Source organism: Halosimplex aquaticum, assembly GCF_028747785.1.
GTDB classification, from domain to species: Archaea; Halobacteriota; Halobacteria; order Halobacteriales; family Haloarculaceae; genus Halosimplex; species Halosimplex aquaticum.
Window position 1 is genome coordinate 2,870,041 of record NZ_CP118158.1, and the last position, 14,423, is coordinate 2,884,463.

Below are 14,423 nucleotides of genomic sequence, written 5' to 3' on the forward strand. Positions count from 1 at the left end.
TGGCGCCGACCGGACCGCCGCGTGCTGCCCTCACAGCCCCCAGAAGAAGCTGATCCCGAGCGTCGTGACGACGGCGAAGACGAGCTGGAGGGGCGTCCCGACGCGGAGGTAGTCGGAGAAGCGGTATCCGCCGGGGCCGTAGACGAAGAGGTTCGTCTGGTAGCCGATAGGGGTCATGAAGGCCGTCGAGGCGGCGAAGGTCACGGCGAGGATGAACGAGAAGGTGTTGACGCCGAGCTGCTGGGCGGCCTCGACGGCGACGGGGACCATGAGTACGACGCTGGCGTTGTTGCTGATGATGTTCGTCAGGAGCGCCGTGACGAGATAGAGCATGGCGAGCACGCCCAGCGGCGGGAGGAAGACGGCCGACCCGACCACGAGGTCCGCGACGAGGTCGGCGCCGCCGGTGTTCTCCAGCGCGATGCCCAGCGGGATGACGCCGGCCAGCAGGAAGATCACGTCCCACTGGACGGCGTCGTATATCTCGGTGGGCTTGAGACAGCCGGTGAGGACCATCGCGAGCGCGCCGGCGAGCGCGGCGACGACGATGGGAATGAGTCCGATAGCCGCGACGCCGACGACGCCGGCGACGATCCCGACGGCGACGGGGATCTTCGATCTGCGGTAGTCCGGGCGGTCGATCTCCTGGGCGACGATGAAGTCGCGGTTGACGTTGAGCCGCTCGATGCTGTCGGGCGGCCCCTGGATCAGCAGCGTGTCGCCGACGCGCAGCTGGACGTCGTCCATGCGCTGGCGGAACAGCTCCTGGCCGCGCCGGAGCGCGAGGACGGTCGCGTCGTATCGCTGGCGGAAGTTCGTCGTCCGGAGCGTCTCGCCGACGAGGTTCGACCCCGGCGCGATCACGACCTCGACGAGGTTGTCGCGCTCGTTCGCGGCTTCCAGTTCGTCCTCGTCGACCTCAACCTCCGGGAGCAGGTCCAGCCCCTCGGAGTCGGAGAGCGCCACGAGCGTGTCGCGGTCGGTCCGCACCGCGAACACGTCGCCCGCCCGTATCGTCTTCGGGTCGAGCGGCTCGGTGAACGCGGTGTCGCCGCGGATCAGCTGGACGATGTCGATGTCGAACTCGGTCTCGCGGAGCGCGTCCCTGACGGTCTGGCCGACCAGCGGGGAGTCCTCGCGGACGACGACTTCCGTGAGGTACTCGCCCATCTCGAACTCCGCGGTGAGGTCCTCGGCGAACGGGATGCGCTCGGGCGTGAGCCAGCGACCGATCGTCAGCAGGTATATCGTCCCGACGATCGAGACGACGATGCCAAGCTTCGTGAACTCGAACATCGTGAACGTGCGGCCGATGAGCCGGCCCGAGAGTTCCGAGGCGAGGATGTTCGTCGACGTGCCGATCAGCGTCAGCATGCCGCCGAACATCGAGGCGTACGAGAGGGGGATGAGGAGTTTCGACGGCGAGGTCTTGCCCTCGTGGGCCAGATCGGTGACCATCGGCAGGAGGATGGCGACCGCGGCGGTGTTGTTGATAAAGCCCGAGATGGGGCTGACGAGGCCGACGATCGCACCGAGCTGTCGACCCTCGCTCTCGCGGGTGAACCCGGCGATCCTCGACCCGAGGATCTGGACGACGCCGGTCCGCTGGACGCCGTCGGAGAGGATGAACATCGCCAGCACGGTCAGGGTCGCCGAGCTGGCGAACCCAGAGAGGCCGGCGTCGGTCATCGAGACGCTCTCGGCGGGGTCCGAGAGCACGACGAGTCCCTCGGCGAGCAGGCCGAGATCCGCCGCGGCCGACGACAGGGGCTCGACGACGAGGAGGGCGATCAGGATGCCGATGGCCGTGATGTCGACGGGCACCGGTTCCGTGGCGAAGAGGATCAGCGCGACGACGATAACGAGGAAGACGAACGCCGTCGCCGCGGAGATCCCGAATGGCACGTCCGACCCGACTCGTTGCGGCGGCAAAAAAGCAACTCATCGCCGCGCGCTCTCCGGCTTTCGCTCCGGCCGCGAGGGGCTGGCGACGAACTCCGGGGGGACCACCAAGCACTTACCACGGTAGATGAACTGTCGACCGATGCCCTCCTGTCGCGTGGCGCTACTCGCAGTACTCGGCGTGGTCCTCGTCGCCGGGACGCCGCTGACCGTCCCCGCCGAAGACACGACCGAACGCGTCTACACCTACGAAGCGGAGACCGCGGGCGAACCGGACAGTTCCCAGCTCGCCGAATGCGGCTGGCACCCGATGCGGTCACACGAGTGTGCGGTCGCCCGCTATTTGGCCGACGGCAACACGATCGCCCTCGACGCCGAGACGGGTGTCTCGCGGCACTTCGGGGCGGAGTACGAGTTCGTCGACGTCCCGGAGGGGTACTACCGCCCGGTCTCGACGGTCGAGAACCACACCGTCGTCCTCGGGATGGAGCCCGTCTCGTTCGAGACCGTCCAGCGCGAACTCGCGTCCGACGCCGACGAGTGGCCGGCGGCCGTGAGCGCCATCGAGAACGGGACCGGGACCACGACCGAGAAACTGCCCAGGACCTACCTCGAACACGACGGCGAGTTCTATCAGCTTCGGTTGCACGAGACGGCAGACCGCGAAACGAACCCCCTCAAGCGGATACTGCCGGACTGGTCGGTGGGACCGGTCCGTTCGCTCGGGTATCTCGGCGGGTTCGCCGCGCTCTGGTACTCCGGCGTCGCGTACGGCCGGAGAGAATAGAGACGGCGAGCGACCGATTACCGCTCCTCGTCGCGCAACTCCATCGTCGCGACGATCTCGTAGGGGTCGTGGCCCTTCCGGATGCCGTCGAGCAGGAGGAACGCGTCGTCGGGCGAGAGGAAGTGGGAGGTGACCGCCCGGCCCAGCGGGGTCGGCTCCAGCCCGTCGATGAACTCGTACTCCAGCAGTTTCCCGAGCGCGTGCTTGGTCGGGACCTCGCCGATCATCCGGTCGTTGAGCCGCTTGGCGTGCTTGCCGGCGACCGTGACGTTCGCGAGGGTCTCCTCGACGGCGGCGCCCTCGTCGTAGCGGGTGATCACGGGGTCCATCTCGCCCTTGAGGAGCTTGAACGCCACCTCGTCCTCGCTCATCTCCTGGCTGTTGTGGTAGTGGCCGTCCGGCTCGACGAGGACGTAGACGGTCCCCTTGTCGTGGTAGTCCGGGCGACCGGCGCGACCGAGCATCTGGTGGAACTCCTGGACGGTGAGCCACTCGATGCCCATCGCCAGCGAGTCGAAGATCACCTGCGAGGCGGGGAAGTCGACCCCGGCCGCGAGCGCCGCCGTCGTGACGACCGCGGCCAGGTCCTGGTCGGCGAACATCCGCTCGACTTTCTTCCGGCGGCCGTGGTCGAGCCCCGCGTGGTACGGCGCGGAGTCGTACTGGAGTTTCCGGGAAATCTCGTGGCAGCGCCGCCGGGAGTTGGTGAAGATGATGGTCTGGCCGCGATACCCCTTCGAGGACTTCGTGTCGAATGCGCGCTTGACGAGCTTGTTCTCGATCTGGCGTTTCTCGCGGCCGTCCGCGAACGTGACGTGGCGCTCGATGGGGACCGGCCGCTCCTCGAACTCGATGAGCTTGGCGCGGAGCTTCCTGGCGAGGTCCTGCGGGTTGCCGACCGTCGCCGACAGGTAGATCCACTGGGTGCCGTGCGTGCTCCTGTTGTCGGCCAGCTCCCCGCAGTAGTGCTTGAGACGGGAGATCAGGCCGTCGAGGCGGTGGCCGCGCTCGTCCTCGCCGAGGGTGTGGACCTCGTCGATGACGACCGTCCCGATGTTGCCCAGGTCCTTGCCGGTCCGGAGCGCGTGGTCGATTCCCTCGTAGGTACCGACGATGACGTCGGCGCCGGGGTCGAAGCGGCCGCCGCCGTCGTTGATGCGGCTGGCGCCGACGCGCAGGGACACGTCGACCATGTCGCCGTAGCGCTCCTCGAAGGACTCGTGTTTCTGGTTGGCCAGCGCCACGAGCGGGACGAGGAAGAGCATCTTCCCTTCCCCGTTGAGCACGCGGTCGATGCCGGCCATCTCGCCCACGAGCGTCTTCCCCGTCGCCGTCGCGCTGACGACCAGCTGGTCCTCGCCGTCGGTCGCGCCGTGTTCGACGGCGAGGCTCTGGACGGGCAGGAGCGTGTCGAAGCGCGACTCGAGGTGCTCCTGCATCCCCGGGTGCAGGTTCAGGGAGTCGACGCGGACCGGGTCGACCTCGTCGACGGTCGCCGAGATCTCGTCGAACTTCGTCAGGTCGGGATCGAGGTCGCCTTTCAGGAGGTTCGAGACGCGTTCGAGGTCCTGGACCTCCAAGAGGAGGTCGTAGAGCCGGTCGCGCGCGCCGCTCGTGAGTTCGCCCTTGTAGGCGAGTTCGCGGTCGAGTTCGGCCTTCGCGCAGTCGACGCAGATGAACTCGTCGTCGGCCGCGATGGCCGTCTCGGAGGTGACCGGCGAGTAGTGGCCCTCGCTGGCGCAGTACCTGCAGGTCCGGACCGCCTTCGCCTCCAGCTGGTAGGCGTCGAGTAAGTCGAGGATGCGCTGGCGGGTCGCCGGCGAGGTCTGCTCGGAGATGCGGATCCGCGTCGCCGAGCGGGCGAGTTCGAGGAACAGGTCCGGCGGGCGGGGCTCCTCGCTGGAGCCGCGCTTCACGCGGAGCCGCGCCGGCCGCGGCCCGGCGTCGGTCTCCTTGAGTTCCAGCACCGCGTGGAGGCGCCGCTCCCCGTCCTTGACGACGGCGACTCGCACGTCGTCGCCGTACTCGTGGAGGAACAGCGTCCCGACCTCGCCGACCTGCTGTGACACACGCTTCCCTCCGTGGTAGAAGTATATCAGCGATTCGGACTCTCGTGCGGGTCGATACCACGCATCAGTCCCGGCGGCGAGCGCGGCGGCGGTGGCGAGCCGCCACGCTTTGGTTGCTGGCGGCTCGCGCTCGACTATGGACGTCGTCGTCACGGGCGGCCGCGGCGCGTCGGGGCGCTGGGTCGTCGACCGACTCGCGACCGACCACGCCGTCACCTGCCTCGACAGGGACCACCCCGGCCCCGAGGGCCACCCGGACGTCGACTACCGCGCCGTCGACCTGACCGACGCGGGGAGCGTCTTCGACGCGCTCACCGCGCTCGACCCCGACGCGGTCGTCCACTGGGCGGCCATCCCCGTCGCGGACACCCGCCCCGGCGTGGACGTCTACCGGAACAACACGCTCGCGGCCCACAGCGTCCTCACCGCCGCCGGGCGGATCGGCGCGGACGTCGTCCAGGCCTCCTCGGACGGCGCCTACGGCTTCTTCTTCGCCGCGGAGACGCCCGTCCCGGACGAACTGCCGATCACCGAGTCCCACGCGCTTCGACCGGAGGACGACTACGGCCTCTCGAAGGTCGTCACCGAGGAGATCGGAAAGACGATCGCCCGACGGGACGGCGTGTCCGTCGCTTCGCTACGGCCCTCGTGGATCCAGACGCCCGGCGAGTATCCGTGTCGAGACGAGGCCTACGTCGAGGATCTGAGCGCTGGCGCCGGTAACTACTGGTCGTACGTCGACGCCCGGGACGTAGCGGACATGGTCGCCGCGGCGCTCGCCGCCGACTTCGACGGCCACGAGGCGTTCAACTGCGTCGGCCCCGACAACGCGCTGGGCCGCCCGCTCGTCGAACTGATGGAGGAGTACTACGGCGCGGTCCCCGAGGACTGCACGGTCGAGGGCGACGCCAGCGCCTACTCGACGGCGAAGGCCGAGCGCTTGCTCGACTGGGTACCGACCCGGTCGTGGCGCGACGCCGCGGACGCCGACGTGCCGGTGCCGGACGCCTGAGAACTCTCGTCAGTCGAGCGCTTCGGGCTCGTCGTGCTGGACCGACCAGCCCTGGTTGACGCCGCAGGCCTCGCGTTCGGTGTACTCTATCTCGGTGTCCGCATCGATCCGGGAACCGCCTTCGACCGCCTCGACGACCAGCGGCATATCCATCTGACTGCCGCAGCAGCCGACGTCCGTGAACTCGTCCCACTCGTCGCCGACCTCCGCGCTGTCGTGGACCTTCTTGAGGTAGGTCATGTAGTAGTCCGAGCGGATCCGCTTGCGGCCGTGCGTCCCGATGTCCGCCGGGAAGGAGAGTTCGATCCGGGTGGCCACCGGTTCGCCGCGGTCGTCTTCCGATTCCTGCGTGCTCATGTGTGGTAGTAGGTCGGCGACGGATATGGGGATTCCGGCGGCGTCGAGTCGGACCCGTCGCGCCAGAACCACGTCGCTACTCCTCGACCAGATCGATCGCGTCGTCGCCGGTGGGGACGGCACAGAGGAAGGCGCCCTCGATGTCGGCCTCGTTGCGGTACCAGTGGACCGCGCCGGCGGGGATGTGCAGCGAGTCGCCGCCGCGGACGGTGTGTTCCTCGCCGTCGACGGCTTCGCCGTCTTTCCGAGGCGTCTCCGACGCCTCGCTGTCGATGCCGACGGTGTACTCGCCGGCGAGCACGTACTGCTCGTGTTCGATCTCGTTGGTGTGTTTCGGGACCTCGGCGCCCGGCGCGAGCGTGAACCGCCGGATGGCGAGGTTCGGCGCGCCGTGTTCCTCGCCCACGAGGACGCCCTTCTGGAGGCCCTCGGCGGCGTCGACTGTCTCGTACTCGACGTCGTCGGCGCGGCGGATCAGTGGCACCTGCGGGTCGGCCGTGTCGGGTCGTTCTGCCATGGCACGGCGTACGAACGGGTCCGTGAAGTCACTCCCGGCCGGAATCGCGGGCGGGCCGATTCGGGCGACACACGCGCTTAAGGGTTTGCCCGTCCAATATTCCCGTATGCGACGATTCCGACTCGGGAGCGCCTTCGGCATCCCGATCAACGTCGACCTCACCTTCCTGCTGGTGCTGCCGCTGTTCGCTTGGGCGATCGGGTCGCAGGTCGGGCGGTACGTGGGGGTCGTCAACGGACTATTCGGCTCGTCGATCCCCGTCGATCTGCTCACCTCCTCGACGGAGCTGTCGCTGGGGCTGGGGCTGCTCGCGGCGCTGGGGCTGTTCGTCGGCGTCGTCCTGCACGAACTGGGCCACTCGCTCGTGGCGATGCGCTACGGCTTCCCCATCGGGTCGATCACGCTGTGGATCTTCGGCGGCATCGCCCAGATGGAGGAGATGCCCGAGGACTGGCGCCAGGAGTTCGCCATCGCCATCGCCGGCCCCGTCGTCAGCGTGGCCCTCGGCGTGATCTCCTACGCGGCCTTCCTCGCGGTGCCCGCGGGCGACTCACTCGCCGTCGCCGCCACGCGGTTCGTCCTCGGCTACCTCGCGCTGATGAACGTCGTGCTCGCGGCGTTCAACATGCTCCCCGGGTTCCCGATGGACGGCGGGCGCGTCCTCCGGGCGCTGCTCAACCGCACCCGCCCCTACGCGCGAGCGACCGAGATCGCCGCCGAGGTCGGCAAGCTGTTCGCCATCGCTCTCGGGCTCTACGGGCTGTTCGGCGGGGGCGGCCTCTTTCTCGTGGCGATCGCCTTCTTCATCTACATCGGCGCGGCGTCGGAGGCCCAGCAGACGGTGATGCGGGCCGCCTTCGAGGGTGTGGTCGTCGAGGACGTGATGACGCCGGCCGACCGCGTCACGACCGTCGACGCCGACCAGTCCGTCGCGGACCTCATCGAGACCATGTTCCGCGAGCGCCACACCGGCTACCCGGTCGAGCGCGACGGCGAGATCGTCGGGCTCGTCGCTCTGGAGGACGCCCGGGCCGTCCGCGAGGTCGAGCGCGACGCCTACCGCGTCGAGGAGATCATGACGACGGAGCTGTACACCGTCGCGCCCGACACCGACGTGATGACGGCGCTGGAGGAACTCGACGAACACGCCGTCGGTCGCCTCCTCGTCATGGAAGACGACGAGTTCGCCGGGCTCATCACCCGGACCGACATCATGACCGCCCTCTCGATCATCAAATCGAGCGGTCGCTACCAGGCCGAACCGGCCGACGGCGCGGAACCGGACGTGTTCCGGCCCGACGAGTCGCGCCAGTCCTGACAGCCGCGCTCGTGGGTCGAACCGACTGGCGGGAGACGGTGCGGTCACACGTCGTCGACGAGCTCGCCGATCCGCTCGATGGGGAGCGCTCCCATCGTCCGCGTGTCGAGGCCGTGTCGCTCGATGACCTGGGTCACCTTGAACGCCGTCTCGCGGTCGTCGACGTCGTAGACCACGAGGAAGTCGTACTCGCCGAGCACGGCGTGGGAGTCGAGGACTTCGCCCCCGAGTTCCCGGATCTCCTCGCGAATGCTCCCCCAGGTAGAGACGAGATCCTGGGGGTTCTGGGCCTCCGCTTCGTGGACGTCGACCTCGCTGATGTAGGTGGGCATGGGTCTCCATTCGCACAACGGCCGGCGGGCCATTGTGGGTTACGGCGCCGCTGCGAGAAGGCGGAAAATCACCGCAAAGTGGCGGTCGCGAGTCGGCGCCGCCCCGGCTCAGAACCCGTCGTCGGGGAGCGAGTCGAAGGCCGCGGGGTCCTGCCAGAGTTCGTGCAGCGTGCCCGCGGCGAGAAAGCGCGTCGGGGCGGCGACCCACTCGGTCGTCACGGGGTCGTCGAGGGCCGGCGCGTCGGTCTCGAACCACCACGCGACGTAGCGGCCGTCGGCCAGCCGCGCGGTGGGGTACATCTGGCCGTCGACCTCGACGTCGATCCGCGTCTCGTCGTCGACCGGCGGGCGCTCGTCGCCGTCGCTCGCGACGCTGATCTCGATCGGGATCGACCGCTCTCCGGCCGCCTCGCCGACACCAGCGTCGTCGCCGTGTTCCGTGGTCGGGATCATCGTCGTCTCGCCTCGATCCGAGGGACTCCCCACCCATAAAGACCAGTCGGTCAGGCGTCAGACGCCGCGGCGCCGCCGGCCTCTCGGCGGCTGGTTCTTCAGCCGCTGCCCGTATCGACCTCGATCGACGACTGACCACAGTGGGGCGCTATCGGCGGTGTGATCCGGGCTCGGGTTGGAATCGCCGTAGCGCCGACGTCGTGTTCTCCGCTCGGGTCGCTGTCGGTGGCTGCGCCGTCGCGGTCGGCGCCTGTGTCGTGGTCGACGGCGGTGCAGTCGCCGCCGCTGTCGGCGGCGGCGCGGACGCCGTGGCTGTCGGCGATGCGGTCTCGGTCGGCGCCTCCGTCGCAGTGCCGGCCGGCGTCACCGTCGCCCCGGTAGTCTCGACGGGGATGAACCTGACCGCGGTCTGGGCCTCGATGCCGCTCTCTTGCCGGAGGCGTCGCTCGATCGCGTCGTCGAGCCCGGGGTAGGTCCGCCCGCCGGGCGTCGTCACCGTCGTGACGACGCGCTCCGGGTGCCGGCTGAACGGTTCGTCGCCGTACTCGACGGTGACCTCGGTCAGGGTGAGGTTCGCGTAGCGCTCGTCGTTGACCACTCCCTCGACGGTCGCCCGGATCGTCTCCGTCGACGAGCCCGCCTGGTAGGCGGAGTACGTGAACGCCCCCAGGATCGACGCGAGGACGAGGATGCTGACCACGAGGATGACCGTTCTGTTCTGGACGTCGGCGATCGACCGCCGCCGCTCGCGCCCCCCGTGGCCCCGATAGCCCGAGACCCACAGCATCGCGAGCGCGGTCAGGTTGATCGAGAAGGCGTTGACGAGCACGAGCAACCCGGCGCGGAAGACGATCGTCGGGTGCCCCCAGGCGATGCCGATACCGACGGCGCCGACCGGCGGGACCAGCGCGGCGGCCACCATGACGCCGACGAGCGGCGTCGAGATGTCGCCGGTGAGGCTCCTGGCGCCGGCCGCGCCCGACCCCAGCGCGACGACGAGCGCGAGCAGGTCGGGCGAGAGGCGACCGGATATCTGCTCGATCGCCGTGACGTTGAGGTTGGGGGGGACGAGGAAGAGGTGGCGGACGACGACGGCGAACAGCGTCGCGCTCACGACGGCCAGCGCGAACCCGGCCACCTGGTAGGTCGCCCCCTTCCGGAACAGGGCCTCGTCGGCGAGGACGGTCCCGACGCTGGCGGCGAGCGCGGGCCCGACCAGCGGGGCGATGACCATCGACCCGACGACGATCGACGCGCTGTCGAGCAACATCCCGGCCGTCGCGACGATCGCGCTCACCACCACGAGGAGGACGTAGGTGTACCGGTCCGGCATGAGGTCCTTCGCGACGATCCGGATCTCCTCGTGGGCGATCCGCTCGTCCGGCGTATGCTCGTCGTACTCCCGCTGGAGCTCCCCGAAGCGGTCCGAGACGACCGTCTGGACGTTCTGGACGACGACGTGGGACTCCTCGTCGAGGCCGATCTCGCGGAACGACGCGAGCACCGGTTCGACGGCCTCGACCGGGAGCGGGAACGTCATGACCGCCTCGTACTCTCTGCCGTCCGGCCGCGCGGCGGCGGTCCCGACCTCGTCGGTGACCGAGTAGTCGACGTCGTGATCTACGAGGACCCGCTCGACCTCCCGCCGCTTCCCCGCGGGCACGGTCACGTGGACGAATCGCATAGTGTGAGAACGAGGTGATCTGGTCCCGGAGACGGCGGGCGGCGAGCGACGGGCGGCAGCGAGCGGCGAGCGCCCGACCGGCGACGGGCGGTGAACGACCGCACCGGCCGCAGGCGTCGATTTCGCGGCGTGTCAGAGACGGACTCAGGCCGCGACGATGGACTCGTAGTCGTACTGGTCGGCGAGGTCTTTCAGCTTCTCCAGGGCCTCCTCTTCCTCTTCGAGGTTCTCGTGGAGGAGGTCGCCGGCCTCGTCCATGCCGAGCCGGTCGGCCAGCAGGGCGAGGTTGCCGTAGGCGGCGATCTCGTAGTGCTCGGTCTTCTGGGCCGCCGTCAGGTTGGCGACGTCGAGGACGCTCTGGTCGGGGTCCATGTCGACGAGCTCCTGGTGTTCCTCGATGAGGCCCTGGATCCCCTCGCACTCTTCCTCCTCGGGCGGCTCGCCGATCATCTCGAACACCTGCTCGACGCGCTCGATGTGGCCCTGGGTCTCCTCGCGGTGCTCCTGGAAGGCCTGTGCGATCTCCTCGTGTTCGGTCTGCGACGCGAGCTGGTCGAGGACGTCGAGCAGCTCGTGTTCGGCGTAGTAGATGTCTTCTAGCTCGTGCTCGAACAGCTCCTGCGCTGAGTTCACTGCCATGAATGAGTCACCGCGTGGGCGTTCGGCCCACTCGCGGTTAGTAATCCACTCGCTACCGTCGAACTCGCTGACCGCGTCGGGATACGCGCGGGTTACCGCGCGGAAACCTCGGCTGAACCGGCGGCCGAGCGGGCTCGCGTCCCGCCGTCGGTCGGGCGTGAATCGCTCCGCTCGCCGCGGCGGCTGAACGGACGCGCGTGTTTTTCCCGTCGCACCCGAACGGGGCGCCATGAGCGGCGACCTGCTCGTCTACGGTTCGTACGGCTACGCCGGTGCACTGATCAGCGACCGCGCCGCGGCGGAGGGGCTCGACCCGATACTCGCCGGCCGAAACGCCGAGCGAGTCGAGGCGGCGGCGACCGAACGCGGCTGCGACCACCGCGTGTTCACCCTCGAACACCCGACGGTCGTCGACGCGATGCTCGCCGGCGTCGACGCGGTGCTGAACTGCGCCGGCCCCTTCGAGGACACGGCCGAGCCGCTGATCGAGGCGTGCATCCGCACCGGGACCGACTACCTCGACATCGCCGGCAACGTCGACGTCCTCGAAGCGACCGCCGCGCGCGACGCCGAGGCGACCCGGGAGTCGGTCGCGCTCGTCCCCGGCGTCGGGTTCGACGTCGTGCCGACCGACTGCCTCGCCGCGGCGCTCCACGGTCGGCTCCCGGAGGCGACCGAACTCACGCTCGCCATCGACGGGATGGGCACGTTCTCCCCGGGGACGCTGAAGTCCGTCCTCCGCGGGCTCGACAGGCCCGGCGCCGTCCGGCAGGACGGCCACATCGAGACCGTGCCGCTCGCCTGGAAGCGCCGCACCTTCGAGTTCCCCTCCGGCGAGAAGACAGCCGTGACCGTCCCCTGGGGCGACGTGTCAACGGCCTACTACTCGACGGGTATCCCGAACATCGAGGTGTACGCCGGCGTGCCCGACCGCGCCGCCGACGTGATGGAACGGACCCGCCCGCTCGCTCGCGTGCTCGCCGCCGGCCCGGTCAGACGGGTCGCGGAGGGAGCGGTCGAGCGCGTCGTCTCGGGACCGACCGCCCGCGAGCGCGCCGAGAGCGAGACGCACATCTGGGGCGAGGTGCGGGCCGCGGACGGGACCGTCGCCCGCGCTCGGATGCGGACGCCGGACACGTACGACCTCACGACGGCGACGGCGGTCACGGCGGCCGAGCGCGTCCTCGCGGGCGAGGCGGGCCAGGGGTTCCAGACGCCCGCCTCCGCGTTCGGTCCCGAGTTCGCCGAGGAGTTCCAGGGCGTCACCGCGGAGTTCCTGACCGCGCCCGAGCGCGTCGTCCAGTAGCGGGCGGCAACGAACCGTCGTCCGGACCGACGACGAGCACCTAGGCAGCCGTTATCGTCGGTTCTCGCCGTTTACTTTTCCCCGTCGCTCCGTGAGAGCCGGCATGGCGAAAGAACTCGAAGAACTCGACGTGACCCGCGAGGAGGCGGCGGAGCGACTCGAATCGTTCGCCGAGGGCCTGCGCGGCGAGGGGTCGTTCGACGTCAACGTGAACAACCGGACGGTCCACCTCGCGCCCCCGGACGACGTCGGCATGGAGATCGGCGTCCGCGAGATGTCGTCGCTCCTGCGCGGCGACCGCGAGGCGTTCACGATCAAACTGGACTGGAAACCGGAGTAGAGACGCCACGATCCCACTGACGGTCGCGCGGCCGTCGGCCCCGCAGTGCCCGCGTCGCGTCGTCGACCCGCAGTGGCCCCGTCACGTGGTGCTACTCCAGCAGGCTCTCGCCGGTCATCGCGGCCGGTTTCTCGACGCCCACGAGTTCCAGCAGCGTCGGCGCAACGTCTTCGAGCGCGCCGCCCTCTCGCACGAGTCGACCGCCGTCCGTGCCGTCGTCGGCCAGGTAGATCAGCGGGACCGGGTTCGTCGTGTGGGCGGTGTAGGGCTCCTCCTCGGTGCCCATGTCGTCGGCGTTGCCGTGGTCGGCGGTGACGAGGACGTGCCCGCCGGCCTTCCGGATGGCCTCGACGAGCCGCCCCAGCTGTTCGTCGACGGCCTCGACGGCCGCGACGGCCGCGTCGAAGTCGCCGGTGTGGCCGACCATGTCCGGGTTCGCGTAGTTGAGCACCACGAGGTCGGGGTCTCGCTCCTCGATCTCCGCGATCGCGGTGTCGGTCACCTCGGCGGCGCTCATCTCCGGCTGCTGGTCGTACGTGGGCACGTCGGGGCTGGGGACGATCTCGCGGATCTCGCCGTCGAACTCCACCTCGCGGCCGCCGTTGAGGAAGTAGGTGACGTGGGCGTACTTCTCGGTCTCGGCGAGCCTGAGCTGCGTGTGGCCCGTCTCCGAGACGACCTCGCCGAGGGTGTCCTCCGGGCGGACTGGCGGGAAGGCGGTCGGCAGGTCGAACGTCTCGTCGTACTGGGTCATCGTGACCACGCGCGTCTCCGGCGGGTCGGTGTGACCGCCCCACGCCGCCGGACGGATGTCCGCGAGCATCCGGGTGAGCTGGCGGGCGCGGTCCGACCGGAAGTTGAAGAAGACGACCGAATCGCCGTCCTCCAGCGCGGGCCGGCCCTGCTCACGGCTCCGCCGTTCGCTCTCCGAGGCGCTCCGCGCCTCGCCCTCGATCAGGGTCGGCTCGACGAACTCGTCGGTGTCGCCGCGGTCGTAGGACTCCAGCACGGCGTCGACCGCTGATTCGGCGGTGTGGCCGGCGTGGCGGTTCACGATGGCGTCGTAGGCCAGTTCGGTGCGGTCCCAGTTCTCGTCGCGGTCCATCGCGTAGTACCGGCCGGAGACGGTGGCGACGTGGCCGGTGCCCTGCTCGTCGGCGTGGGCCTGCAGGTCGGCGAGGTAGTCCTCGCCGCCGGTCGGGGAGGTGTCCCGGCCGTCGGTGAAGGCGTGGGTGACCGCCTCGACGCCCTCGTCGGCGGCGAGTTCGATCAGCGCGTGGAGGTGCGATTGGTAGGAGTGGACGCCGCCGTCCGAGACGAGGCCCATGAAGTGGACGCGGCCGTCGTTCTCCCGGGCGTAGTCGAAGGCGGACTGGATCGCCTCGTTCTCGTGGATGGGCGGGTCGTCGATGCCGTCGTCGGGTACCGACTCGCCGCGCCACTTCCGGATCGCGTCGGTGACGCGGGCGGACTCCTGGGTGACGACGCGGCCGGCGCCGATGTTGAGGTGGCCGACCTCGGAGTTGCCCATCTGGCCCTCGGGGAGACCGACCCGGCGGCCGGAGGTGACCAGCGTCCCGTGGGCGCCGGCGTTCCAGAAGCGGTCGAAGTTGGGCGTCTCCGCGGCGGCGACGGCGTCGCGGACTCCCTCGTCGGGGTTGAACGCCCAGCCGTCGAGGATGACGAGCGCGGCTTTCATGTCTCGGA

General features: G+C 69.6%; 14 protein-coding genes. 5 read left to right on the top strand and 9 right to left on the bottom strand.

Features of this window, described 5'->3' with window-relative positions; translation table 11 throughout:
* Positions 1 to 30: 30 nt before the first annotated feature.
* The gene (locus tag PSC72_RS14450; protein WP_274322123.1) at positions 31 to 1,905 is read right to left on the bottom strand and encodes an SLC13 family permease; all 1,875 of its coding nucleotides are present in this window, start codon (positions 1,903 to 1,905) and stop codon (positions 31 to 33) included.
* Between the two features lie 139 nt (positions 1,906 to 2,044).
* Here PSC72_RS14450 and PSC72_RS14455 point away from each other — a divergent pair, with 139 nt between their 5' ends.
* Positions 2,045 to 2,689: a hypothetical protein gene (locus tag PSC72_RS14455; protein ID WP_274322124.1), complete on the top strand. Its 645-nt coding sequence runs from the start codon at positions 2,045 to 2,047 to the stop codon at positions 2,687 to 2,689.
* A 17-nt stretch (positions 2,690 to 2,706) separates the two neighbouring features.
* Here the strand turns inward: PSC72_RS14455 and PSC72_RS14460 are convergent, their stop codons facing one another.
* The gene (locus tag PSC72_RS14460) at positions 2,707 to 4,758 is read right to left on the bottom strand and encodes a DEAD/DEAH box helicase (RefSeq protein ID WP_274322125.1); all 2,052 of its coding nucleotides are present in this window, start codon (positions 4,756 to 4,758) and stop codon (positions 2,707 to 2,709) included.
* Between the two features lie 136 nt (positions 4,759 to 4,894).
* On the opposite strand from PSC72_RS14460, the gene PSC72_RS14465 reads away from it, so the two are divergent.
* Positions 4,895 to 5,770 (top strand): NAD-dependent epimerase/dehydratase family protein, encoded by an 876-nt coding sequence (locus tag PSC72_RS14465; RefSeq protein ID WP_274322126.1) that lies wholly within the window; start codon positions 4,895 to 4,897, stop codon positions 5,768 to 5,770.
* Between the two features lie 9 nt (positions 5,771 to 5,779).
* On the opposite strand, the gene PSC72_RS14470 is transcribed toward PSC72_RS14465, so the two are convergent.
* Complete coding sequence (locus PSC72_RS14470) at positions 5,780 to 6,127, bottom strand: hypothetical protein (protein WP_274322127.1); 348 nt, start codon at positions 6,125 to 6,127, stop codon at positions 5,780 to 5,782.
* Positions 6,128 to 6,203: 76 nt separating this feature from the next.
* Positions 6,204 to 6,644 (bottom strand): cupin domain-containing protein, encoded by a 441-nt coding sequence (locus PSC72_RS14475; protein WP_274322128.1) that lies wholly within the window; start codon positions 6,642 to 6,644, stop codon positions 6,204 to 6,206.
* Between the two features lie 106 nt (positions 6,645 to 6,750).
* Between PSC72_RS14475 and PSC72_RS14480 the strand changes: the two genes are divergently transcribed.
* Positions 6,751 to 7,962, top strand: coding sequence for a site-2 protease family protein (locus tag PSC72_RS14480; RefSeq protein ID WP_274322129.1), 1,212 nt, complete (start codon positions 6,751 to 6,753; stop codon positions 7,960 to 7,962).
* Positions 7,963 to 8,006: 44 nt separating this feature from the next.
* Here PSC72_RS14480 and PSC72_RS14485 read toward each other — a convergent pair whose 3' ends face one another.
* The 4 genes from PSC72_RS14485 to PSC72_RS14500 all read right to left on the bottom strand — a co-directional run bounded on the left by PSC72_RS14485 (position 8,007) and on the right by PSC72_RS14500 (position 11,070).
* On the bottom strand, positions 8,007 to 8,294 hold the full coding sequence (locus PSC72_RS14485; protein WP_274322130.1) for a GYD domain-containing protein: 288 nt from the start codon (positions 8,292 to 8,294) through the stop codon (positions 8,007 to 8,009).
* A gap of 108 nt (positions 8,295 to 8,402) precedes the next feature.
* Entirely contained in the window at positions 8,403 to 8,747 is a 345-nt protein-coding gene (locus tag PSC72_RS14490; RefSeq protein ID WP_274322131.1) for a hypothetical protein, read from the bottom strand.
* 148 nt (positions 8,748 to 8,895) lie between these two features.
* The gene (locus PSC72_RS14495) at positions 8,896 to 10,431 is read right to left on the bottom strand and encodes a TIGR00341 family protein (protein ID WP_274322132.1); all 1,536 of its coding nucleotides are present in this window, start codon (positions 10,429 to 10,431) and stop codon (positions 8,896 to 8,898) included.
* A 144-nt stretch (positions 10,432 to 10,575) separates the two neighbouring features.
* The gene (locus PSC72_RS14500) at positions 10,576 to 11,070 is read right to left on the bottom strand and encodes a YciE/YciF ferroxidase family protein (RefSeq protein WP_274322133.1); all 495 of its coding nucleotides are present in this window, start codon (positions 11,068 to 11,070) and stop codon (positions 10,576 to 10,578) included.
* Positions 11,071 to 11,299: 229 nt separating this feature from the next.
* Here PSC72_RS14500 and PSC72_RS14505 point away from each other — a divergent pair, with 229 nt between their 5' ends.
* Positions 11,300 to 12,376 (top strand): saccharopine dehydrogenase family protein, encoded by a 1,077-nt coding sequence (locus PSC72_RS14505; protein ID WP_274322134.1) that lies wholly within the window; start codon positions 11,300 to 11,302, stop codon positions 12,374 to 12,376.
* A gap of 103 nt (positions 12,377 to 12,479) precedes the next feature.
* The gene (locus PSC72_RS14510) at positions 12,480 to 12,716 is read left to right on the top strand and encodes an amphi-Trp domain-containing protein (protein WP_274322135.1); all 237 of its coding nucleotides are present in this window, start codon (positions 12,480 to 12,482) and stop codon (positions 12,714 to 12,716) included.
* A gap of 91 nt (positions 12,717 to 12,807) precedes the next feature.
* Here the strand turns inward: PSC72_RS14510 and gpmI are convergent, their stop codons facing one another.
* Complete coding sequence (gene gpmI / locus PSC72_RS14515) at positions 12,808 to 14,415, bottom strand: 2,3-bisphosphoglycerate-independent phosphoglycerate mutase (RefSeq protein WP_274322136.1); 1,608 nt, start codon at positions 14,413 to 14,415, stop codon at positions 12,808 to 12,810.
* Positions 14,416 to 14,423 lie beyond the last annotated feature (8 nt).